The sequence below is a fragment of the Enterococcus gilvus ATCC BAA-350 genome, from assembly GCF_000407545.1.
Classification (GTDB): Bacteria; Bacillota; Bacilli; order Lactobacillales; family Enterococcaceae; genus Enterococcus_A; species Enterococcus_A gilvus.
In genome coordinates, this window is sequence record NZ_ASWH01000001.1 from 903,478 (window position 1) to 924,865 (window position 21,388).

Annotated in this window: 25 protein-coding genes; 19 read left to right on the forward strand and 6 right to left on the reverse strand. The window is 39.6% G+C overall.

The window, feature by feature from the left end; translation table 11 throughout:
* The first annotated feature begins 61 nt into the window (after positions 1–61).
* The gene (locus I592_RS04420; RefSeq protein WP_010781420.1) at positions 62–877 is read left to right on the forward strand and encodes a hypothetical protein; all 816 of its coding nucleotides are present in this window, start codon (positions 62–64) and stop codon (positions 875–877) included.
* A 171-nt stretch (positions 878–1,048) separates the two neighbouring features.
* On the opposite strand, the gene I592_RS04425 is transcribed toward I592_RS04420, so the two are convergent.
* The 5 genes from I592_RS04425 to I592_RS04445 form a co-directional block, all read right to left on the reverse strand.
* Positions 1,049–1,528, reverse strand: a complete 480-nt coding sequence (locus tag I592_RS04425) for a DUF2798 domain-containing protein (protein WP_010781419.1) — start codon at positions 1,526–1,528, stop codon at positions 1,049–1,051.
* Positions 1,529–1,709: 181 nt separating this feature from the next.
* Positions 1,710–2,537, reverse strand: a complete 828-nt coding sequence (locus tag I592_RS04430; protein ID WP_010781418.1) for an NUDIX hydrolase — start codon at positions 2,535–2,537, stop codon at positions 1,710–1,712.
* Positions 2,538–2,641: 104 nt separating this feature from the next.
* Positions 2,642–3,574 (reverse strand): peptidylprolyl isomerase, encoded by a 933-nt coding sequence (locus I592_RS04435; RefSeq protein ID WP_010781417.1) that lies wholly within the window; start codon positions 3,572–3,574, stop codon positions 2,642–2,644.
* 156 nt (positions 3,575–3,730) lie between these two features.
* Complete coding sequence (locus I592_RS04440; RefSeq protein WP_010781416.1) at positions 3,731–4,117, reverse strand: YtxH domain-containing protein; 387 nt, start codon at positions 4,115–4,117, stop codon at positions 3,731–3,733.
* Positions 4,118–4,543: an HIT family protein gene (locus tag I592_RS04445; protein WP_010781415.1), complete on the reverse strand. Its 426-nt coding sequence runs from the start codon at positions 4,541–4,543 to the stop codon at positions 4,118–4,120.
* A 278-nt stretch (positions 4,544–4,821) separates the two neighbouring features.
* Here I592_RS04445 and I592_RS04450 point away from each other — a divergent pair, with 278 nt between their 5' ends.
* The 14 genes from I592_RS04450 to I592_RS04515 all read left to right on the forward strand — a co-directional run bounded on the left by I592_RS04450 (position 4,822) and on the right by I592_RS04515 (position 15,355).
* A complete protein-coding gene (locus I592_RS04450; RefSeq protein ID WP_010781414.1) occupies positions 4,822–5,559 on the forward strand; it encodes an ABC transporter ATP-binding protein in 738 nt (245 codons plus the stop codon).
* Positions 5,552–6,760 carry an ABC transporter permease gene (locus I592_RS04455; protein WP_010781413.1) on the forward strand — a complete coding sequence of 403 codons (1,209 nt, stop codon included), beginning with the start codon at positions 5,552–5,554 and terminating at the stop codon, positions 6,758–6,760. The genes I592_RS04450 and I592_RS04455 overlap by 8 nt, the downstream gene beginning before the upstream one ends.
* Before the next feature lie 3 nt (positions 6,761–6,763).
* Positions 6,764–7,633 (forward strand): D-amino-acid transaminase, encoded by an 870-nt coding sequence (dat, locus tag I592_RS04460; RefSeq protein WP_010781412.1) that lies wholly within the window; start codon positions 6,764–6,766, stop codon positions 7,631–7,633.
* Between the two features lie 89 nt (positions 7,634–7,722).
* Positions 7,723–8,505 carry a phosphotransferase family protein gene (locus I592_RS04465; RefSeq protein ID WP_010781411.1) on the forward strand — a complete coding sequence of 261 codons (783 nt, stop codon included), beginning with the start codon at positions 7,723–7,725 and terminating at the stop codon, positions 8,503–8,505.
* Positions 8,506–8,587: 82 nt separating this feature from the next.
* Positions 8,588–9,238 (forward strand): tRNA (guanosine(46)-N7)-methyltransferase TrmB, encoded by a 651-nt coding sequence (trmB, locus tag I592_RS04470; RefSeq protein ID WP_010781410.1) that lies wholly within the window; start codon positions 8,588–8,590, stop codon positions 9,236–9,238.
* A gap of 92 nt (positions 9,239–9,330) precedes the next feature.
* The gene (gene comGA, locus I592_RS04475; RefSeq protein ID WP_044926424.1) at positions 9,331–10,281 is read left to right on the forward strand and encodes a competence type IV pilus ATPase ComGA; all 951 of its coding nucleotides are present in this window, start codon (positions 9,331–9,333) and stop codon (positions 10,279–10,281) included.
* Positions 10,241–11,254 carry a competence type IV pilus assembly protein ComGB gene (comGB, locus tag I592_RS04480; RefSeq protein WP_010781408.1) on the forward strand — a complete coding sequence of 338 codons (1,014 nt, stop codon included), beginning with the start codon at positions 10,241–10,243 and terminating at the stop codon, positions 11,252–11,254. The genes comGA and comGB overlap by 41 nt, the downstream gene beginning before the upstream one ends.
* Positions 11,251–11,529, forward strand: a complete 279-nt coding sequence (comGC, locus tag I592_RS04485; protein WP_010781407.1) for a competence type IV pilus major pilin ComGC — start codon at positions 11,251–11,253, stop codon at positions 11,527–11,529. Before comGB ends, comGC begins: the two co-directional genes overlap by 4 nt.
* The gene (gene comGD / locus I592_RS04490; RefSeq protein ID WP_139243567.1) at positions 11,501–11,965 is read left to right on the forward strand and encodes a competence type IV pilus minor pilin ComGD; all 465 of its coding nucleotides are present in this window, start codon (positions 11,501–11,503) and stop codon (positions 11,963–11,965) included. Before comGC ends, comGD begins: the two co-directional genes overlap by 29 nt.
* Positions 11,943–12,224 carry a competence type IV pilus minor pilin ComGE gene (gene comGE / locus I592_RS04495; RefSeq protein WP_244265154.1) on the forward strand — a complete coding sequence of 94 codons (282 nt, stop codon included), beginning with the start codon at positions 11,943–11,945 and terminating at the stop codon, positions 12,222–12,224. The genes comGD and comGE overlap by 23 nt, the downstream gene beginning before the upstream one ends.
* Complete coding sequence (comGF, locus tag I592_RS04500) at positions 12,211–12,624, forward strand: competence type IV pilus minor pilin ComGF (protein WP_010781404.1); 414 nt, start codon at positions 12,211–12,213, stop codon at positions 12,622–12,624. Before comGE ends, comGF begins: the two co-directional genes overlap by 14 nt.
* Positions 12,587–12,937, forward strand: coding sequence for a competence type IV pilus minor pilin ComGG (gene comGG / locus I592_RS04505; RefSeq protein ID WP_044926069.1), 351 nt, complete (start codon positions 12,587–12,589; stop codon positions 12,935–12,937). Before comGF ends, comGG begins: the two co-directional genes overlap by 38 nt.
* A 166-nt stretch (positions 12,938–13,103) precedes the next feature.
* Complete coding sequence (locus I592_RS04510) at positions 13,104–14,111, forward strand: class I SAM-dependent methyltransferase (protein WP_010781402.1); 1,008 nt, start codon at positions 13,104–13,106, stop codon at positions 14,109–14,111.
* A gap of 47 nt (positions 14,112–14,158) precedes the next feature.
* The gene (locus tag I592_RS04515; protein WP_010781401.1) at positions 14,159–15,355 is read left to right on the forward strand and encodes an acetate kinase; all 1,197 of its coding nucleotides are present in this window, start codon (positions 14,159–14,161) and stop codon (positions 15,353–15,355) included.
* 453 nt (positions 15,356–15,808) lie between these two features.
* Here the strand turns inward: I592_RS04515 and I592_RS04520 are convergent, their stop codons facing one another.
* Positions 15,809–16,336, reverse strand: coding sequence for a CDP-alcohol phosphatidyltransferase family protein (locus I592_RS04520; protein WP_010781400.1), 528 nt, complete (start codon positions 16,334–16,336; stop codon positions 15,809–15,811).
* A gap of 195 nt (positions 16,337–16,531) precedes the next feature.
* Here I592_RS04520 and I592_RS04525 point away from each other — a divergent pair, with 195 nt between their 5' ends.
* The 4 genes from I592_RS04525 (at position 16,532) to I592_RS04540 (ending at position 21,373) form a co-directional block, all read left to right on the forward strand.
* The gene (locus I592_RS04525) at positions 16,532–17,098 is read left to right on the forward strand and encodes an NAD(P)H-dependent oxidoreductase (RefSeq protein ID WP_010781399.1); all 567 of its coding nucleotides are present in this window, start codon (positions 16,532–16,534) and stop codon (positions 17,096–17,098) included.
* Positions 17,099–17,453: 355 nt separating this feature from the next.
* On the forward strand, positions 17,454–18,305 hold the full coding sequence (locus I592_RS04530; RefSeq protein ID WP_010781398.1) for a DUF368 domain-containing protein: 852 nt from the start codon (positions 17,454–17,456) through the stop codon (positions 18,303–18,305).
* A gap of 315 nt (positions 18,306–18,620) precedes the next feature.
* A complete protein-coding gene (gene proS / locus I592_RS04535) occupies positions 18,621–20,060 on the forward strand; it encodes a proline--tRNA ligase (protein ID WP_010781397.1) in 1,440 nt (479 codons plus the stop codon).
* A 338-nt stretch (positions 20,061–20,398) separates the two neighbouring features.
* Positions 20,399–21,373, forward strand: coding sequence for a D-2-hydroxyacid dehydrogenase (locus I592_RS04540; protein ID WP_010781396.1), 975 nt, complete (start codon positions 20,399–20,401; stop codon positions 21,371–21,373).
* The last annotated feature ends 15 nt before the right edge of the window (positions 21,374–21,388 follow it).

The window sequence follows — 21,388 nt, forward strand, 5'->3', positions numbered from 1 at the left end:
TTCTGAAGGAGTTTTTTTTGTTGTATGATACACTTAAAAGAAAGTGCGCGAGGAGAAAGAGATGAATACTGAAGATATTCAAGCAATTTTGGATCGCCGTTATGATCAAGGGTGGGATTATTGGACGACAGAAGACCGACGCTTAGGAAAAGGGGCGCCTTTTTCATGTTTAGAATCGGCGGAGTATTTATTGGAACTGGGAATGGACCCGCAGACAGAAGTCTTACAAGAGATAGCGCAACTTTTATGGGAAAGCTGGCAGGAGCCCGGGGATTTAAAGCTATATCCTAAAGGAGCAATATTCCCATGCCAAACAATCCCAGCGGCTACGTTACTCGTACGGTTAGGTCATGGGGATGACCCAAGAATGAAACAGACTGTCACGCATTTACTGTCAACACGTCACAAAGACGGCGGCTGGTGGTGCAAAAAATTCTACTTTGGCAAAGGACCTGAAACAACCGTTTCCAATCCACTGCCGACATTGAATGCATTGGAACTTTTCCGCCAGATAGAAACTGTTGACGCGTCAGAATTAGAGGCGGCGATTGAATTTCTCTTACATCATTGGGAAACGAAACTGCCGATTGGTCCCTGTCATTACGGAATCGGAACGCTGTTCATGCAGGTGGAATATCCATTTCGCGGATACAATTTATTTTACTATCTCTATGTCTTGTCCTTCTATGAGCAGGCTCGTAAAGACGCGCGATTCATGGAAGCCTTTGGATTATTTAAAGACAAAACAGTGGATGGGCAAGTAGTCGTTGAACGGGTGGTTCCGAAATTACGGAAATTGACCTTTTGTCAAAAAGGTCAAACAAGCGCAGTCGCGACGAAACGTTATCAAGAAATTCTCAAAAATTTAGCAAAATAGAAGAAAGAATTTTTTAGGTGCTGCACTACCAAGAAACTGCGTAAGGAAGTACGCGCGATAGAGAAAATCCTCTTGCAGGTTGCAAAAAATTAAGAATGCTCTTGATGGAAACAGCGATCCGTCAAACAAAATAGCCAAGAACATGTTTCAGGTGTTCTTGGCTATTTTGTATTAGGCTAAAATCGTACCGATCGGGAAAATTTTTCTAAAAACTTTTCGCACCAATGGACCAGCCACAAGCAATTGGAAAGGGAGGGCCATAACGAGATTCTTTAGAATAGCAAGTCCCCAGATAATAAAAAACTGTTCCCAATGGTGTGTTTGACTCAACACCTCGATCGTCCCATAAAGAGACATGAAGAAGACCATTGGTAAAACCATGCAGCTAGAGACAGTAATCACTTTGCGCAAAGGACTAGAAAATGTCGGTATTAATTGAAAGGCTATTTTTTTCGCCGGGCCAGAAACCACAAACCAATCAAGAAGCAGTGCACAGCAATACCCCAATGGCAGCCCCAGCCAAGCTGATTTTAAACTGTCCAACGTAAGAGCACCTGAATGGAGGGCGATGTTATACGCGCTCATCCAGAATACCATCACAAAACACATCATTATCGTATAAACAAAACTTTCTCTTTTATTACTTGGCATAAAAATCCTCCTATAATGTAGACCGATCCTCCAAAAATAATTAATGGAATTTCGGACGCAAAAAAGGCCATCGTATAACTCGCTACGACGGCCTTTTAAGGTATCTTCACTGCGTTATGAAACGTTCTTTTTTGCTTGTTCCATTATATACAGATTTTTCAATTTCATGTAAGTAAAATTTTTATTTTTTTTCGCCGATCTCTTCTTTTAGGCGATAAATCTTTGAAGGACGTCCGATCCCGACTGGACGTTCACCGATTTCATCGAAATATTGCAGCATGGCTTTCTTAAAATTGGAATGATCGACTGTCTTGAAATCGACACCTAAAAACTTCGCAAACACTTTACGGGCTTCGGTGATCGTAAATTCTTCGCCCAATACTTGCAGGATGAGAGGTTCATGATCCATTTTATTTAACACTCGATTGAATGCTTTGCGAATGATTTCGTTATGGTCAAAGGCCAACGTATCTTTTCCGACGGATTTCCCAGCTTCCAATTCGATCTCAATGGAAATATCATCACTTGTCAGGCTGATCGTTTCACCATGACGTTCAAGATTGAACCAACGGGCATCTTGTGTATCATCGCCAGCAGTAGGTGGGACTTGCCCAATGAAGGCCAAATAACTGACCGTAATTACCCAACCACGAGGGTCACGGTTCGGAGTACTAAAGGTATGCAGCTGTTCCACACTTTTCCGGCCAATCGTTAAGCCCGTTTCTTCAGCAGTCTCACGCCGAACGCTATCATTCGTGGATTCATTCCGTTCGACAAAGCCTCCGGGTAATGCCCATGAATTGCGATACGGATTGCCGCGTCGTTGGATCAATAAAATTTTTAATTGGTCTTCTTCTTTGTTATACCCCATGATGACGATATCGACCGTTACTGACGGCTTGTCATATTCGGGATGATCTTGTTCTTTATACCAAGCAACGAATTCAGCTTCGTCTGCTTCGTGTTCATAATAATCTTTTTCTGCTTCTTTAGAGGCAAATTTTTTCATATGTTTCACCCATTTTCTAATTATAAGTATTCGCTACTTTATTGTAGCATGAATAGGCAAAAAAGGGGAACTCCGCTTGGAATTCCCCTTTTGTTTCAATCAAACTATTTGGTTGATTCAGTTGTTGCTTTTTTACCTGAACTATTTGTAGTTAAGAAATCAGATAAGATGTTTTCGAATGAATCATCTTTGATTTTCACGTTTGCTTTCTTCAATTCTTTTGCAATTACTTCAGAAGAGAAGGTTTGATCCGCCATTTTTGTATCTTCAGCGATTTGTTTCAATTCTTTTTTGTATTTATCCATGTCGTTGCCTTTAGAAGAATTTTTCTCCATTTTGACAATGTAGTAACTTGATTGGTAAGTTGATGAATCCATCGCAGTGATCACGTCAGAAACTTCGCCGTCTTTCAATTTGAAAGCAGCTTCTTTTACTTCAGCAGGCAGGTTTGTTGATTGAGAATCAAATTTGATCTCTCCGCCATCTTTTTTCGTTGTTTGATCTTGTGATTTTTCTTTCGCGATTTTTGCGAAATCACCTTTGTCATCTAATTGTTTTTTGATTTCTTTTGCTTCATCTTCACTGCTTGCTAAAATGATGCGAGCAGTCACTTCTGGATGGAAGGAATCCCAAGCAGCTTTTGTATCTTTATCAGTGATTTTCACATGAGCTTTCAAACCTTCTTGGAAAGCCAATGATTGTTTCAAGTAATCTTTATAAGATTTCTTTGTGTAGCCAGCAGATTTTAATTGGCTTTCAAAGCTGTCGCCCAATTGTTTTTCTTGCTTGTCGTACTCTTTGTCGATTTGCTTATCTGAAACTTTGTCTCCATAAGCATTTTCAAATACTTTATAGATGATCATGTTGCGAACTAAGCTTTGGTTTGATTGTTCTTTTTTCGCTTCGTTATAAAAATCTTCGACGGTAATTTTTCCGCCTTTCATTGTTGCGATGTCCTGGCTAGAACCACCTGAACAGGCCCCCAATACAATTACACTAAGTAAGCCAGCAGTGGCTAAAAGAATCTTTTTCTTCATTTCTATGCTACAACTCCTAAAATTATAATTTACATCCGTTTGTTATTCCTTTTCAACTATAACACACCTAAAAATGCAAAGGAAAGGGGGTTAAAAATAGTTTCCGAGAAAATTCACAATAAAAGCACAATTAACTAAGCAAAAAACACTGGAGAATCAGTCTCCGTCCGTGGGTCTTTCCAGTGTAAAGCGTCCTTTTTTCAGTACCGTCTTTTCTTCCGTGACAGGTAAAGACTGATTGATCTTTTCAAGTTGCGCTTGAATCTGTTGGATACGAGGCTCTGCCTGAAAGCGAAAATCTTCTACATCTTTTTCGACTCCTGATTTGAAAGCTGGGACCAGCGTATCAAACGTTCCTTTTAAAGTAACCAATGATTCGCGGAACGCCGCCAAATTATCGTTTAATTCATCCGTTAACTCCACCAACTCACGCGTGTTTGTAATTAGTTTTTCACGGGTCTCTTCACCTTTACGCGGCGCTAATAGAAGTCCGCCTAAGGTTCCTAAACCGGCACCAAATAGAATTCCTTTAAAAAAGCCCATTTATTTCACCTGCTCCTTAATCTGATCGGCAATTAATTGCATTTCTTCCGCTGTTTGTTGATCCGCATGATTTCCAAAATGAATTGAAAAGTCATCCTTTTTACTATAGCGCGGCACTAAATGGATATGAGAGTGAAAAACGGATTGATAGGCAAGTTCTTTATTATTATTTAAGATATTTAATCCGTCCATTTCAGGAAAAGCATGTTCAATCGCACGTGCAATTTTAGGAATACGTGCGAAGACGTCTGCTGCCAAGTCTTCATCATAGTCGAAAATATCCGTAACATGTTTTTTTGGGACTACTAAAGTATGCCCCTTTGTTGCTTGTGAGATGTCTAGAAAAGCATAGACTTTGTCGTCCTCATAAATTTTGTAGCTGGGGATTTCTTGATTAATGATTTTACAAAAAATACAATTTTCCATTGCAAACATCCTTCCTGTTTCGTGGTGATTTATTTTGTGCTGTCAGTATGGGTAAAATGTCCCGACAACTGAAAATTCTTCCTTAACTTTACCATAACTTGGAATACTTGTGCTGTAAAAGGTCAAGTGAAGATTAATTATTTGCAGGATTCTGCTATAATGTTAACTATGAATGAGCCGCTCTTTTAACTTTGACTGAGGGGCTACTTATTTTAGGTAAAAGACCTTGGAGAATTATAATAGTTGTTTTCTTATAAATAGGAACTTGGAGGGAACGCATGAGTTTAGTAATAGAACACGTAACAGGCGGGTATGGACACGTGCCTGTTTTAAAGGATATTAATTTTGATGTTAAAAATGGCGAGATGATTGGCCTGATTGGCTTGAATGGCGCGGGAAAATCTACGACGATAAAAAATATTATTGGGTTATTAACACCGCAAAAGGGGACGATCAAGGTTGATGAACTTACCCTGCAGCAAGACCCAGGAAATTATCGAAAGAAAATTGGATACATTCCTGAGACGCCATCTTTGTATGAAGAATTAACGTTGAGAGAGCACATCGAAGTTACTGCAATGGCCTATGGTATTCCTAAAGAAGAAGCGATGCAACGAGCAGAGTCGTTATTGAAAACATTTCGCTTGGAAAATCGGTTAGACTGGTTTCCAGTGAACTTTTCAAAAGGAATGAAACAAAAAGTAATGGTGCTATGCGCCTTTTTGATCCAACCGAGTTTATACATTATTGATGAACCCTTTTTAGGATTGGACCCATTGGCTATCAATGCTCTGTTGGAATTGATGGTGACCATGAAGGAACAGGGGGCCGCGATCTTAATGTCTACCCATATCTTAGCGACAGCAGAGAAATATTGCGATCGTTTCGTTGTGCTTCATGAGGGTGAAGTGCGGGCACTTGGTACGTTGCAAGAATTGCAGCAAGAATTCAATTTGCCAGGCTCTTCGTTAGATGAAATTTATATCGCTTTAACAAAGGAGAAGGAACATGCATGATTTTTTTCTATTGAGGCGTCAACGCCACCAGAAAAAAATGATGAAGTACATGCGCTATGTTTTAAATGATCATTTTGTTTTGGTGTGCTTGTTTTTAGTTGGCGGTCTAGCCTTTTATTATTCAAACCTGTTAAAACAACTGCCACCAGATTTCCCTTGGAGTCTGCCGATCGTCGGGGTAGTGTGGTGGCTCGTTTTACCCTTTGGGAGATTAGCGACTCTCGTTGAGCCTGCTGATATGACATTCTTATTGCCGAAAGAAAAAGAAATGGGCAATTATTTGACAAGCGGGTTGCGTCACTCCTTGGCACTGCCATTTACAGTTGAACTGCTTTTATGCGGTGCATTGCTCCCATTAGTGGTATTAGCGAAGCAAATAGGGTTTATAAACTTTTTCTTCTATATAGTAGTGTTGTGGAGTCTGAAATTAGCAAATCTTAGAATCCAGCGCTTCGCCTGTTACCAAAAAACGCGCAAGCAGACGCAGCGTTTGTATTTCGCTTGGTTTGTCGGGAGCGGAGCGATAATTTTTATCGCCCTTTACAGCATGGCATGGCTAGGTTCGGTCTTGGCAGTAGCTACGATGATGGGTTTTGTAGTGTTGACACAAGAGAAAAGCCAGTTACTGGATTGGATCCAGATGATTGCGCGTGAAAATGCTCGACTGCATCGGATCTATCAATTTATTAATTTGTTTACGGATGTTCCAGAAGTCGAAGCAAAGGTTCGTCGCAGGAAATATCTAGATGGTCTATTAGCGAGAATTTCCTTTAAACAGGAAAACACGTATCTTTATTTGTTTGCGCGAGGCGCGTTACGGGGGGCAGAATTTGGCGGGTTGTTTTTCCGCTTGTTGATTGTAGGAAGTATTCTGTTGCTCTCTTTGAATGACATCCGATTTGTTGCTGGAGTCAGTCTATTGTTTATTTATTTGATCGGGTTTCAAATGATTCCATTGTATGGACAATTTGATTATATCAGTGCGACACAGCTTTATCCTGTGTCAAAAAAATACAAAAAAACGGCTTTGCAGCGCTTGATGGTGATTTTATTAGTTGCTGCAGCACTTATCTTCACGTTGTGCAGCCTTGTACATTTGTCAATCGTTGGAAGTTTGATCATACTTGTGTTACTTTTAATCGAAATTAGTTTGTTTGCGTGGTTCTATCTCCCAACAAGGATAAAGAAAATGGAGGATTAAAGAATGAAGGTATTATGGAACGATCAAATCGTTGATGAATCAGAAGTAAAGATTGATTTAGAGGATCGCGGCTACCAATTTGGTGATGGTATTTATGAAGTTATCCGTATTTACGATGGATACATGTATATGGAAAAGGAGCATTTAGATCGACTATGGGTGAGTGCTGAAAAAATCCGTATGACACTTCCTTTTACGAAAGAGGCGCTTAGCGAACGGTTGCACCAATTAGCCAAGGAAGCTGGTTTGGAGAACGCGCGGGTGTATTTTCAAGTGACACGGGGAACTGCAAAACCAAGGCTGCATGATTTTCCTGATCCGAAAGAAGTTCCGCCGGTCCTGATGGCGGATATTCAGCCGGCTTCTCGTCCAACGGCGAAACAAACTATTGGTATCCGTGCTGGATTTGTAGAAGATAAACGTTGGCTGCATTGTGACATAAAATCTATCAGCCTATTGGGGAATCTTTTGGCCTTAGACGAGGCCAAACAAAACGGCTATGAAGAAGCTGTCTTGGTCCGTGACAATTACGTGACAGAAGCTTCTGCTTCAAATTTATGGATGGTAAAAAATGAAGTTCTTTATACGCATCCGGACGGGAATTTGATTTTGCCAGGTATCACAAAAATTAAAATTCGCGAAATTGCAAAAGCTTTAGGTATTGAATTGAAAGAAGAGGCGTTCACAGACAAAGAGCTGTTAGCAGCTGATGAATGTTTCAAAACGAGCTCAGTGGCAGAAATTATGCCGATTATCGAAATTGACAATCAAAAAATCGGCGACGGTATGCCAGGGAAGGTAACGAAAAAAATTCTTCACGCCTACATCGAAGCAGTGAATTTATCGGTTCAGGCACATCGTGATGAAAAATAATCAAAGAAGAACATACATGCTCTTGACGAAGAGCCCTTCCCCGACTAAAATAGTAAATACGTTTAAAATGCTAGGGGAGGGCCTTGGGAATGGAGTTTCAGTTGGATAGTGACTGGCGTGTGCAGCCGATCAAAGGCGATACAGGAAAAACGTATATCGGCTATCGTGACGAAGATCGCGTCTTCATTAAACGAAATACCACCCCAATGTTGGCGGCTTTATCTCGTGAAGGAATCGCACCGAAACTTGTTTGGATCAAACGGACAGGAAACGGCGATACATTGACTGCTCAAGAATGGTTGGATGGTCGTATTCTCGAACCAGAAGAAATACCGCGTCGCAATGACGTAGTAGATGTACTGTATCACTTACATCACTCGCCTTCATTGAAAGTGATGTTAAAAAAAATGGGTGGACGCCAAGTTTCACCACAGCAGCTATTGGCTGATTATGAGGCGAATTTACCGACGATGATCGAACAAAATGCGTTCATTGAGCTGGTGTATGCGTACCTTAAAAAAAATATACCGACGTATGCAAAGAAAAATTATACGGTGGTACATGGTGATGTAAATCATCGAAATTGGTTGGTTTGTTCCAACTATTTATATTTGGTTGATTGGGATTCCGTGATGTTTGCTGATCCTGCTCTGGATATTGGAACGATTTTAGGAAACTATGTGCCGTTATCTAGCTGGAGCAAGTGGCTTGTTCGCTATGGGATTCGCCCAACTGATGAGAACATGGAACGTGTCTATTGGTATGGGTTGATGAGTTTGCTGTTAGAGATTGCTCGTCAATACAAACGGGAAGAATTTCATCACATGAACCAATCGATCTTACAATTAAAACGAATTTTTGCTGGAAGCTGAACGTTTTGTTCAGCTTTTTGCGAGTTTTATTAGCTATAATAGAAAGAAACGAGAATTAGAAAATAGTTTTTGGAGGAAAAACATGCGAGTTAGAAATCGTCCGGGCGCAGCAGAAATGCTGGCGGCTCGACCTGAATATGCGGTGCAAGAGCCTGAATCATGGAAAGGGCGCTGGTCTGAACGTTTTGGTAACGATCACCCGATCCATATTGAAATTGGCATGGGTAAAGGGCAGTTCATTACTGGAATGGCGGCGGCTCATCCCGAGATCAATTACATCGGTATAGAAATGCAAGTGAGCGTGATTTCTTTAGCTTTAGATAAACTAGTTGAAGCAGAATTGCCTAATTTACAATTGCTACATGTAGATGGTTCAGAGCTGACGAATTATTTTGCGGACAGCGAAGTAGATCAGATTTATTTGAACTTTTCTGATCCATGGCCAAAGAAAAAACATGAAAAACGCCGACTGACATCGCCAAGCTTTTTAAAAGTAGACGAAGCGATTTTGAAGCCAGCCGGAGAAATCCATTTTAAAACAGACAACCAAGGGTTATTTGAATATTCATTGAGTAGTTTCTCAAAATACGGAATGACTCTTGAACACGTTTGGTTAGATCTGCACGAAAGTTCTTTTGAGGGAAATATTATGACCGAATATGAAGAGAAGTTTTCAAACAAAGGACAGCGAATTTATCGAGTGGAAGCACGTTTTCAGGATAAGACAAAATAATGGCAGACGAGGAGATAGACCTTTTAGGTTTATCTTCTTTTTTTTGGAGCAGAAAAAAGTTTTTACGTATCTTGTTTTATGAGGTGATAAAAATGGAGATCGAAGAGCTTTCAGACGAATTGATTCAATATGGTTTTGACCACCAAATGCAAGATTTATATTTGTTGCCCCAAAAAGATAAGTATCGATACTTTTTTCGCAGAGGCCCATTTTATGAGCATAAGAACTCAGATCTTTCCTATGTTGATAATGAAATGAATGTACGTACGGCATTGCAGTTGATTAACCGCTTCAAATATTTGGGGCAAATGGATGTCAGCGAAAAGCGCAAAGTTCAGCTTGGGGCGATCTCTTATCCGTTACCGGAGACGAATCAGCGATTGAGGCTGTCCACGGTAGGAGATTATTTACAACGGGAGAGTTTAGTTATTCGATTTTTACATCAGTTTGGTACTAGTCCCGAGGTTTACCACTTGTCTGAGCAATTGGATATTTTGCGAAGGCATACTAAAAAAAGAGGGCTGTATATTTTCTGCGGGCCTGTGGGTTCGGGTAAGACAACATTGATGTACAAGTTGGCACGTGAAATGGAAGGGCAAGTTATTACCATTGAAGATCCGGTAGAAATTGAAGAACCTGATTTTGTACAGTTGCAAGTAAATGAAAAAATTCAACAAAGCTATGATGAACTGATCAAGTTGTCATTGAGACACCATCCAGATGTGTTGATTATCGGTGAAATCCGTGATGAGAAGACGATTCAAGGCGCAATTCGAGCCGCGTTAACGGGTCATTGCGTATTTGCTACCCTTCATGCTGCCAGCTTAGAAACTGCTCATGCACGGGTCTTTGAGCTTGGAGGAGAGGCCTCGTTACTAAAAGAATGCCTACGGGGAATTATTTATCAAGAACTTTTACCAATAGACCAAACGGTAGGGTTATTGACAAGTTACCAATTTTATCAAGAGAAGGTGACATTCACCTGGGAAGAGGGGATGCGTCGTGTGGCACAGAAACAAACTGACCAGAAAACAACGAATTGATTTTGCTCATTTATTAGGTGAGTTGATGGAAAATGGGTTTAGCTTGCAGCAGGCATTGGACTTCTTTGTTAATGCAAACATTTTTCTGCCTTCTGTATTAATCGGTGTACAAAAAGACCTCCATCAAGGGGAAAATTTAGCGGTGAGTTTTGCAAAGTTGAATTACTCAAACGATCAAATACTACAAATAGAACTTGCTGATTCTCACGGTGACTTGTCAAAAACATTGCTGGGAATTGCTGAACAAATGCGGTTAGTCCAACGTCAAAGAGAGAATTTTCTCAAGGCGGTTTCGTACCCGTTGCTTCTATTGGTGTTTCTAATTGTTATTTTATTGGGAATGCGGTTTTTCTTGTTGCCTCAGCTATTAGCTAGCGGAATAATTCGGGAGGAGGATTTTTCGGTTCAGCTCATAAAAGTTGTTCCTGTGATTGCCTTAGGAATGATCCTGTTTTTTTTAGTATTAATAGTATGCTGGCAAGCTTGGGGGAGAAGACAAAACTTTTTGATCCGTTTTCGCTTTTTAGCAAGGGTACCGTTAGCTGGAGCATTATTTAGTAATTACTATTCTGCCTATTTTGCCTTGGAATGGGGCAAACTTTTTCAGCAAGGATTGGAATTAAATCAAATTATCGAATGTCTATTGTCTATAGATGGAAAATCACTGATGCAAGAATTAGCAGCAGATTTGAAGATCCGCTTAGCTCAAGGCAGTTCGCTAGCCGAAGAATTGAAACGTTACCCATTTTTAACCAAAGAGTTTGGACGAATCATCTTTCAAGGAGAAGCTCGAGGGAATTTGGCCAAAGAGTTATTAACTTACAGTCAATTAGTCTGGCGTCGCTTTTTCAATCAGTTAGAATTCCTGTGTTCTTGGTTGCAGCCCCTTGTTTTTTTGATCGTTGCCCTTTTGATTATCAGCCTATACATGACGATGCTTTTGCCGTTAACGAATTTGGAGGGAATTATATGAAAAAGAAAGTATCTGGGTTCACCTTATTAGAGATGTTGGTCGTACTTTTTGTAATCAGCCTGCTTTTATTATTATTCGTGCCTAAACTAATTAATCAAAAAGAAAGCGCTAGTAAAAAAAGCGATGCAGCAATAGCAAAAGTAGTAGAAACACAAATTCAAGTGTATGAATTAGATTTTGGAAAGACACCCACAAGAGAAGAGTTAATCGATCAAGAATACGTCAAAAAGGAGCAGTATGACGCGTATGAAAGAGCGCAAAAACAACCGAAATAATTCGGGATTTACACTCATTGAGACACTGATCGTTCTTGCGCTGGTTTGCAGCTTCGTTTTACTGCCAACGCTTGCTATTAAGGAGTGGCAACAACAGTTGGAAAAAGAGTTTTTCTATTATCAGTTCGAGAAGTCTACCCTGCATATCCAACAAGTTGCAATTGCCGACCAGCGCAATACACGGATCGATCTTCATAATGAGGCGCAGCTGATTGATTTTTTTACAAATCATACTGAGCTTTCTTGGAGAAAATTGAAGATCCCTCGTACTGTGAAGTTACAAAGTGGGTATTCGATTGCTTTCAAAGCAGGAACGGGGAATATATCGACCACACAGCCTGGAAATGGCAGTATTCCGCATGTGGTTTTCACAGAAGACAATCAAAAGATTACGTATCAATTTCAACTGGGGAGTGGTCGTTTTGAAAGGAAATGAAGGGTACATCTTGTTAGAAAGTTTGATTAGTTTGGCGATATTACTGATTCTTGTTTCTAGTTATGTGGGCGTCACAGTTAAAATGCAAAAGGAGAGCCATCAACGTCTGGCGAATTTAGAAAATTATCGCGACCTGTATATTGAAACTCGACGGTGCAGAATACATGAGGGGGAGTCTACCCGGCCACAAATCTCTATTTCCTTGGAAAATGGAACGGCGTCAAATCAACAGGGGGGAATTCTGATTGCGAAAAAATAGCGGCTTCACATTGTTAGAAAGTTTAGTGGCGCTTTTGATGCTAAGCGGAATTCTGTTGTTGCTTTCTGGGTTAATTCAACATGCGCATAAGATGGAACAGTCGCTTAGCGGGTATCATCAGCTAGAGTGGGAAATCTATCTACTACAATTGGAAACGGAGATGGAGGGTCTCCATTATAAACAAACCAGTTCACGTGAGATTTGGGCGGAGAATGATGAAAAGAAAAAAATAGTTATTAAGAAAAGCAATGACAAAATTATTAAAAGCCAATCTGATGGCTATCAGCCATTATTAACAGGAGTGAGTCGATTTGTTTGCCAAGAAAAAAATCATGGAGTGGATTTTGTGGTTACCTTCAAGGATGGAAAACAAAAAGAAGGGACATGGATCATCGAATAGCCAAGGCGGAATTTTACTTTCCGTCTTATTGGCTATTTTTCTATTTAGTTTCTTATTACTAAATTTAACAACAAGCTATCATCAAACAGCAGATTTAACAAAAAGAACGGAGCAGTTGTATGAAGCTAAGATCGCTAAAGAGCTTTTCTTAGCAGATTATCCAAAGTTGAAAAATAAAAATGGTGTATGGAAATTCAATAAAGGAGAGATCGCCTATGAGACAGAGGTGAATCGCTTAGTGATGAACGTGAAAATTAAAAAGAAAACACATCAATTTTTTGAAAAAAATAGAACATCAAATTCTTCGGATTGATATAGCCTTTGATATTACGCGAAAGAGAGAGAATACAGTGTGAAAGGTACTTTTACACCGAATTAGGAAATCGATGATAAAAGAAAGAAAGCGATTGATTAATTGGTGCATGTTCGCTAAAATAGAACAGGTATCGTGAGTGTTATATTAGTTTGTGAGGTGCAAGATGGATCCAGAGAAAATTGAGAAAGCTTTTTCATTGATGGAAGAAGCAGTTATCGTATTGCAACGTTCACTAGGAACTTCTTTTTTTGACGCTTACATCGAAAATACGGAGAACTTGGTCGACAATGCAAAAGTACGTGTCTTTGAAGAGCAACCAGATGCAGGTACTGTTGCAAGAGTAGAAGCATTATATCAAGAATTATTAGCATTGGATCTAGGGAAAGAAGATTGGCGAAAGCTAACCCAATTAATTTTACTTAAAGGTTCGAAAAATGAAGGATTACAACCCAATCATCAGTTAACACCTGACAGTATTGGTTTCCTATTTGTTTTCTTGATAGAACAACTAACAGTGAAAAAGGATCAGCCATTAGAAATTTTAGATATTACTGTCGGAATGGGAAATTTATTACTGACAACAGTGATCAATTTGCAGGCAGCAAATTATTCTGTTAAAGGAATTGGCGTGGATAACGACGAAACCTTACTAGCCATTGCTGCTTCAGATGGATTGCTGATGGATGAAGAAATTAAGTTATTCCACCAAGATAGTTTGCAAGATTTATTAGTTGACCCTGTTGACTATGTGATCGGAGATTTGCCAGTCGGCTATTATCCAAATGATCAGCAAGCGGAAAAATTTGCGACTCATTCTGAGAAAGAGCATAGTTATGCGCATCATTTATTGATGGAACAAGCGATGAACTATGTGAAGCCAGATGGCTTTGGATTATTCTTAGTACCAAGTAATTTTCTTGAAACAGAACAAGGGCCGTTGTTGCAAAAATGGTTGAAGGATGAAGTATTGCTTCAAGGAATTATCCAATTACCAGACGAATTATTCCAATCTGAACATTCAAGGAAAAGTATTTTACTGTTACAAAAAAAAGGTGAGACGGCCGAACAGGTAGAAAAAGTATTGCTTGTTCATCTTCCTTCCCTAAAAGATCCTGCCCAAGTAACAGAGTTCTTTAAAAAATTCGAGGACTGGAAGTCTTCTAATTTATAAACTGCTCAATGGAGCGAAAAGTAATTTAATAACAAAGGAGAGTTAAAATGTCAAAAACAATTGCAATCAACGCAGGCAGTTCAAGCCTAAAATGGCAGCTTTATCAAATGCCTGAAGAATCAGTAATCGCAAAAGGAATCGTTGAACGAATCGGTTTAAATGATTCAATCTTCACTATCAAATACGGTGAAGGTGAAAAATTTGAACAAGTTCTTGATATCAAAGACCATGAAGTTGCCGTTCAAATGTTATTGGACCAATTACTTGAGTTGAAAATCATTGCATCCTTTGATGAAATCACTGGCGTAGGTCATCGTGTAGTAGCGGGCGGCGAATACTTCAAAGATTCTGTTTTGATTGATGACGATGTCTTGGCGAAAATTGAAGAGCTAAGTGAATTTGCGCCGTTGCATAATCCGGCAAATGCGATGGGAATTAAAGCCTTCCGTCATATTTTACCGAATGTGACAAGTGTAGCTGTTTTTGATACGTCTTTCCATGCAACAATGCCTGCTGTTAATTATTTATACAGCATCCCTAAAGAGTACTATGATAAATACGCAGCTCGTAAATATGGTTTCCACGGAACGAGCCATCGTTATGTTTCTGAACGTGCAGCAGAGTTACTGGGCAAACCGATTGAAGAAACAAAAATCATCACTGCTCATATCGGTAATGGTGGTTCTGTAACTGCTGTCGAAGGTGGAAAATCAGTAGATACGTCAATGGGCTTCACTCCGTTAGCGGGTTTGACAATGGGCACGCGCGCAGGTGATATCGATGCTTCATTATTGCCATACTTGATGGAAAAAGCAGGTATCAAAGATATCAACGAAATGATTGATGTTCTAAATAAAAAGTCAGGTGTTTTGGGTCTAACCGGTATTTCAAGCGATATGCGTGATATCGAAAATGGCGCTGAAGAGGGCAATGCAGATGCCATCTTGGCTTTAGATATTTATTGCGATCGCATCCGTAAATACATTGCGCAATATATCTCAGTGATGAACGGTGTCGATGCGATTGTCTTCACTGCTGGTGTGGGGGAAAATGCTGATCCTGTTCGCAGCATGGTCTTAGAAAATATGACGTGGTTCGGTATCGAAATTGATGAAGAGATCAATAAGAGTATCCACGGAAAAGAAGCAGAGCTATCCACTGAAAATTCTCGTGTGAAGGTTTTTGTAATTCCAACAGATGAAGAAGTTATGATTGCTCGTGATGTTGAACGCTTGAGTAAATAAACAATGAAGCCTTTACCGAAATAGGTAAAGGCTTTTTTTACTGCATAAATTCGGTTTGTTTTCATCATAAAAATGGAACTTACAATTCATACATTGCGTCTTCAAAATTTCAACATACTATCGGAAATTTTTTTCCTCGACGAATGACACGATGCCCCTCTGCCTCAAGTAGTTCTCTCTGCTTTTTTATTCCCCTTGGGAATTTCGGGTTGATTTCTCCGTTTGCCTTTATTGTTCGCCGGTATGGCTTTTAATCGGTATTGCGTTGTTCACTGGCCCAAGCTGCAATAAAAATGAAGACAGCCGCAGTGATCGGCTCTATAAAATCACTCTCATTCAGCAGGGCATTAAAATCCTTTTTTATCCTCGTTCATTACATAATCACCTCGACTATTTTAATAAATGAGTAATCCTTAGTTTACCTACTGTAAGAAGAAGCCGTAATGAGACGATTTATTTTCTTTTAAAAAAAGTTGGTACATTTCTATCTATCTTAGGAAAAGTCAGCACAATCAATAACTCTTCAAAAGCAGAGAGCGTCGCAACAAACAACAGAAGCGAACCTAACAAATGGATAGGTAGAAAAAATAAGATTATTGGAGATATAAAAAGAAGACCTCCCGTTAATTTATTTAAATACGTATGTAAACTGGTGAATTGATGAAACCGAAAATAACCGATCACATAAGAGAGACAACGAATCAGTAAGATCAGCAGCGCGCCTTTTAGGATAAATAGAGGCACTGTAAAAATCTCTATAACCTTGACTGTGACGGAAGCGAAGAAAATATGATCCGCCACGCTATCTAGCCATGCGCCTAAAGGAGTAGTCCAATTCATTTTTCTTGCCAGCCATCCATCCAAAAAATCTGTCAATCCAGTAAATAAATAGAGCGGAAGAAAAAGATTGTCTGCTATAAAAGGCAATGCTAACGCGACCAAAATACGAAGAAAAGTTATTATATTAGGTAAATAATACATGAGCAAACTCCTTGTTTTTTGCGGATCGTCTGTCTGGAAATTGAAAAATAAACACATTTATCGAAAGGAATTGACGAGGGGATTTGTGAATATAACTTAACTTTATCAAGTTCTTAGCTTTTTTGAAATCAAAATGAAATCGAAATGCAATAAACTTGTGCTATTTTTGTTAAAAAGGGTAAAGAGGAGACTGAAATGGCAACAACATTGATAATTGATCATCCGTGGAAAGAAAGTTTTAATCATGGTATTTTGAATCGATTGGTCGAAGGTCTTGAACAAGATCAGAAAATCTATCAAATAATTGATCTAAATAAAGACGGATTTGACCCGGTCATGAAGGAAGAAGAGCTGGCAGTTTATCAAAGCGGTTCTGTTTTAGATCCTTTAGTGTTGCATTATATGAATTTGTTACGTACAACAACACAGCTCGTTCTGGTTTTTCCAATTTGGTGGTACAGCTCGCCGGCTAGTTTAAAGGGGTTCCTTGACAAAGTGCTGCTAAATGAATTCGCTTTTTTTGATGGCGGGAATGGTATCCAGCCACTGTTATCGATTGAGTCAGTCGTTGTTTTTACTACTTCTGATCAACCGACAGAGAGTCTAGAGCGTCGCTGCACTCGCAGCTATAAGCATCAATTGACGACAACGTTAGAGGACATAGGGATGCGTAATATCTCTTGGCACCATTTGGGATCTCTAAAAAATTTGTCGCTTGAAGAACGTCAAGAGTACCTTGATTCAGTGTATAATAAATTATAAAAGAAATTGGATGTTCAAACAATGCGCATCCGGTTTCTTTTTTTGATGCTTGGGCTATCAATCGCTTAAAAATAATTTCGTTTATTTTTAGATAATGACTAAAAAATTGTGACTACAGTCATCAATTCTGAAAGGACTATGCGTAAAGGAATGATCAAAATCTCAAAAAAATTTATAAGTTTTCGACGCGTCTTCTCTAGTTAGCCTTGCGCCAGTTTCTTTTTATCGGTACACTAACTAAGGTGCAATAGGATTTTTTTATTCGTGAAACGAATGAACACCACGACAATAGAATCATTTTTCATTTTTTTGGAAAATGTGTTCTTTTAAATGAACTAGGAGGACTTATTTTTTTATGGAAAACGAAAAAGTTACACAGCCGAATAAAAGCGACTGGTTTTTACGCTTCATCAAAGGAATGTTCATCGGCTCAGGATTTATTTTACCAGGTGTCAGCGGGGGTGCTTTGGCAGCAGTATTTGGTATTTATGAACGAATCATTTCATTTTTAGCCCATATCACAAAGAACTTTAAAGAAAATGTACTTTTCTTCATACCTGTGGGGCTTGGTGGTCTGACAGGAGTGTTCGTGTTATCGTTTGCGGTTAGCTTTTTGTTGGGTGAATTTGAAACAATTATGCTGTGGTTCTTTGTAGGATGTATTATCGGGACGATCCCAGCTTTATGGAAAGAGGCTGGAAAAAAAGGCCGAGGAACAAAAGATTATGTTATTATTGCGGTTAGTTTTGTTTTAGGATTTTTATTTTTATGGAAGGGATCGAGTCTCTTCGGAACAGTCGATCAAAACTTTTTTACTTGGATGATCGCAGGTGGTTTGATCGGTTTAGGCCTTATTGTCCCTGGACTTAGCCCATCTAATTTTTTGGTGTATATGGGTATGTATAAAGCAATGGCAGACGGGTTCAAAACAGTCGATATGGGTGTGATCCTTCCGATCGGCATCGGAGGATTAGTGACAGTTTTGAGTTTATCAAAAGTGATGGACTGGGTCTTCAGTCACTATTATGCCCCAATGTTTCATTTTATTTTAGGAATTGTATTCGCCTCTACGGTCATGATCGTACCAACAGATTATAGCGGGATCGGCTTCCTTGGATTCCTCGGCTGCGCAGTTCTCTGCCTTTTAGGAGCAGCTTTGGGCTGGTGGATGAGCCGCTTAGAAGAACGCTATGTTCCAGAGGATTAGAAAAAAATTAACATTTAGGCTTGCATTTTTGATGAGAAGTCTTTAATATGGTGTTAAGCATTTGGAATAGTAATAAATTTTATTGGCAGCAGAGAGTTGATTCACCGTCTGAAAGATCAACGCGCCCTCTGAGATTTATGAACCTACCAAAGTTGATTGTTGTGAAAACAGCACGCGACTCTAGCGTTATTGGAGCTGAAAGTTGGGTCAACAATGTTTGACCAAGCAAGGTGGTACCGCGAAATTATCCGTTTCGTCCTTACAAGTTGTAGGGATGGAACGGTTTTTTTATTTTTATTTTAGGAGGATGCATGAATGACAAACTTACAAAAAGAAGATTTTTCAAAATGGTATTTACAAACAATCCAAAAGGCAGACTTGATGGATTATTCACCCGTTCGCGGCTGTATTATCTTTAAACCAGATGGCTGGGAATTATGGGAGCATATTCAAGAGGACTTTAACAAATACCTAAAAACACAAGATATTCGCAATGTCTATTTCCCAATGCTGATCCCTAAACATTTCTTGGAAAAAGAAGAAGAGCACGTAGAAGGATTTGCGCCAGAATTACCTTGGTTGACGAAAGTTGGCGATGAAGAGCTGGAAGAACCTTATGCCTTACGTCCGACATCTGAAACACTGATCGGTGATGCATTTTCTAACTGGATCAACTCTTACCGTGATCTTCCTTACGAAATCAATCAGTGGGCGAACGTTTTCCGTTGGGAGAAAAAGACGATGCCTTTCTTGCGTACTTCAGAATTCTTATGGCAAGAAGGACATACGGCACATGAAACAGAAGAAAGCGCACGCGAACGGACAATGGGCGTTTTAGAAGCATATGCTACGTTGATCGAAGATACATTGGCAATTCCTGTGTATCGTGGACAAAAAACACCTTCTGAACGTTTTGCAGGTGCAGTAGATACTTATTCAGTAGAGGCAATGATGCGTGACGGAAAAGCCGTCCAAGCAGGAACGTCTCATTACCTTGGACAAAATTTTGCGGAAGCTTTCGATATTAAATTCTTGAATCGTAACAACGAACATGACCATGTGTATACGACTTCTTGGGGAATCTCAACACGTCTGATCGGCTCATTGATTATGGTTCATGGGGATGAACAAGGATTAGTATTGCCACCGAAAGTTGCACCAACACAAGTGATTTTGATCCCTGTTGGCCCTTGGCAAAAGAAACCTGAAATTCTTGATCGTCTGAAAGAATTAAAAGCATCCTTAGTTGAGAAAGGGTTACGTGTTCGAATTGATACTACGGACAATACACCTGGATATAAATTTAATGAATGGGAACTTAAAGGGGCACCATTACGTATTGAATTTGGCCCGCGTGATCTTGAAAACAATCAAGCCGTTATCAAAATGCGTGATTTAGCGGACAAGGAATCTGTCTCTTTAGACGGCATCGAAGAACACATTGTTGCCCAATTGGATGTAATGCAAAAACGTTTATTCGAAAGCGCACAAAAACGTTATACAGCGAATGAACATACAGATATTGATACGTTAGATGATTTGAAAGCACATATCGAAAAATCGAAAGAAGCTGGGGAAACACCAGGATTCGTTTTAATCGGTTGGGATGGTACGGAAGAAACGGAAGCTAAGATCAAAGAAGAAACAGGCTTCACTACACGGAATATTCCATTTAACCCACCTGTTGAAAAAACAGTCGATATCGTGAATGGAAAGCCTGCGAAGCATACCGTTTGGATCGCACGCGCTTATTAATTTGAGGAAGTCCGCCACAGAATCACTTTTATATAAATAAGTTTTTGCAATTACTGTTTTATCAATCAGCCACCAGTAAGCAGGACGGTAGGGAATTTGGTTTCCCAAAAAGGTTGATCTGTGCGGTTATATTCTTAGAGCCTGAACCTATCAAAGACATTTGATCGGTTCAGGCTTGTTTTTTTATTATCATGAATTGCGTGGTTCCAAACTCAGTGGCATCCGCATCCAAAATATCTTCATTAAATAGAAGACATTCTTGTTGAATTACTTTTTCTTTACGGTAAAGGAAATTAAATGCTATTGTTTAATGAAGCAATAAGTGAGGAGAATGAGAAATGAAAATCGTAGTGTTAGATGGCTATGCCTTAAACCCAGGGGATTTGGATTGGCAAGGCTTTGAGGCGTTTGGTGAAGTGACGGTCTATGATCGGACTTCTTTTACGGATAAACAGGAAATCATTGATCGAATCGGTGAAGCAGAAGCCATTCTTACGAATAAGACGCCAATTGACGAAGAAATTTTGTCTGCTGTTGCGAAACTAAAATATATCGGTGTAGTGGCGACAGGATATAACGTAGTCGATGTTGCTGCTGCCAGAAAACGGAACATTCCTGTGACCAATATCCCTTCCTATGGAACGGACGCCGTGGCACAGTTTACGTTTGCATTATTATTGGAGATCGCTAATCAAGTTGGTGTGCACAATGCTTCTGTTCAACAAGGAGAATGGCAGCGGAGTACAGATTTTACGTATCAAAAAACACCGTTAATGGAATTAAGAGGGAAAACGATTGGTTTGATAGGGTATGGGGAGATTGCTCAGGCCACTGCAACAATTGCGCATGCGTTTAATATGAAGGTTATTTACTGGAACCATCGTCCCAAAAAGGCTCAAGAGGATTGGGCGAAGCAAGTATCTATTGAAGAACTTTATCAGCAAGCCGATATCATCAGTTTGCATGTTCCTCAAACCTCAGAAACAGAAAAAATGATCAATCAAAAAACGATTGCCAGGATGAAAGAGGGCGTCATTTTATTAAATACGGCGCGTGGGGGTCTGTTAGATGAAGCTGCTGTTGCAGACGCATTAAATAGAGGTCAAATTTTTGCGGCAGGTGTGGATGTCGTCTCAAAAGAACCAATGACAAAGGACAATCCGTTAATGTCTGCTAAAAATTGTATCATCACCCCCCATATCGCATGGCGTCCATTAGAAACAAGAGAGCGTTTGATGGAAATAGCCGTGGACAACTTTGCTGCTTATTTAGCAGGGAAAGAAAAAAATGTCGTAAATAAAGAAAGAGCCTGATGACACACATCGGGC

Excerpts from the sequence above, each read along its gene's own strand:
- I592_RS04420 (WP_010781420.1), top strand. The coding sequence starts at position 62 with ATGAATACTGAAGATATTCAAGCAATTTTGGATCGCCGTTATGATCAA.
- I592_RS04425 (WP_010781419.1), bottom strand. The coding sequence starts at position 1,528 with ATGCCAAGTAATAAAAGAGAAAGTTTTGTTTATACGATAATGATGTGT.
- I592_RS04430 (WP_010781418.1), bottom strand. The coding sequence starts at position 2,537 with ATGAAAAAATTTGCCTCTAAAGAAGCAGAAAAAGATTATTATGAACAC.
- I592_RS04435 (WP_010781417.1), bottom strand. The coding sequence starts at position 3,574 with ATGAAGAAAAAGATTCTTTTAGCCACTGCTGGCTTACTTAGTGTAATT.
- I592_RS04440 (WP_010781416.1), bottom strand. The coding sequence starts at position 4,117 with ATGGGCTTTTTTAAAGGAATTCTATTTGGTGCCGGTTTAGGAACCTTA.
- I592_RS04445 (WP_010781415.1), bottom strand. The coding sequence starts at position 4,543 with ATGGAAAATTGTATTTTTTGTAAAATCATTAATCAAGAAATCCCCAGC.
- I592_RS04450 (WP_010781414.1), top strand. The coding sequence starts at position 4,822 with ATGAGTTTAGTAATAGAACACGTAACAGGCGGGTATGGACACGTGCCT.
- I592_RS04455 (WP_010781413.1), top strand. The coding sequence starts at position 5,552 with ATGCATGATTTTTTTCTATTGAGGCGTCAACGCCACCAGAAAAAAATG.
- dat (WP_010781412.1), top strand. The coding sequence starts at position 6,764 with ATGAAGGTATTATGGAACGATCAAATCGTTGATGAATCAGAAGTAAAG.
- I592_RS04465 (WP_010781411.1), top strand. The coding sequence starts at position 7,723 with ATGGAGTTTCAGTTGGATAGTGACTGGCGTGTGCAGCCGATCAAAGGC.
- trmB (WP_010781410.1), top strand. The coding sequence starts at position 8,588 with ATGCGAGTTAGAAATCGTCCGGGCGCAGCAGAAATGCTGGCGGCTCGA.
- comGA (WP_044926424.1), top strand. The coding sequence starts at position 9,331 with ATGGAGATCGAAGAGCTTTCAGACGAATTGATTCAATATGGTTTTGAC.
- comGC (WP_010781407.1), top strand. The coding sequence starts at position 11,251 with ATGAAAAAGAAAGTATCTGGGTTCACCTTATTAGAGATGTTGGTCGTA.
- comGD (WP_139243567.1), top strand. The coding sequence starts at position 11,501 with ATGAAAGAGCGCAAAAACAACCGAAATAATTCGGGATTTACACTCATT.
- comGG (WP_044926069.1), top strand. The coding sequence starts at position 12,587 with ATGGAAAACAAAAAGAAGGGACATGGATCATCGAATAGCCAAGGCGGA.
- I592_RS04510 (WP_010781402.1), top strand. The coding sequence starts at position 13,104 with ATGGATCCAGAGAAAATTGAGAAAGCTTTTTCATTGATGGAAGAAGCA.
- I592_RS04515 (WP_010781401.1), top strand. The coding sequence starts at position 14,159 with ATGTCAAAAACAATTGCAATCAACGCAGGCAGTTCAAGCCTAAAATGG.
- I592_RS04520 (WP_010781400.1), bottom strand. The coding sequence starts at position 16,336 with ATGTATTATTTACCTAATATAATAACTTTTCTTCGTATTTTGGTCGCG.
- I592_RS04525 (WP_010781399.1), top strand. The coding sequence starts at position 16,532 with ATGGCAACAACATTGATAATTGATCATCCGTGGAAAGAAAGTTTTAAT.
- I592_RS04530 (WP_010781398.1), top strand. The coding sequence starts at position 17,454 with ATGGAAAACGAAAAAGTTACACAGCCGAATAAAAGCGACTGGTTTTTA.
- proS (WP_010781397.1), top strand. The coding sequence starts at position 18,621 with ATGACAAACTTACAAAAAGAAGATTTTTCAAAATGGTATTTACAAACA.
- I592_RS04540 (WP_010781396.1), top strand. The coding sequence starts at position 20,399 with ATGAAAATCGTAGTGTTAGATGGCTATGCCTTAAACCCAGGGGATTTG.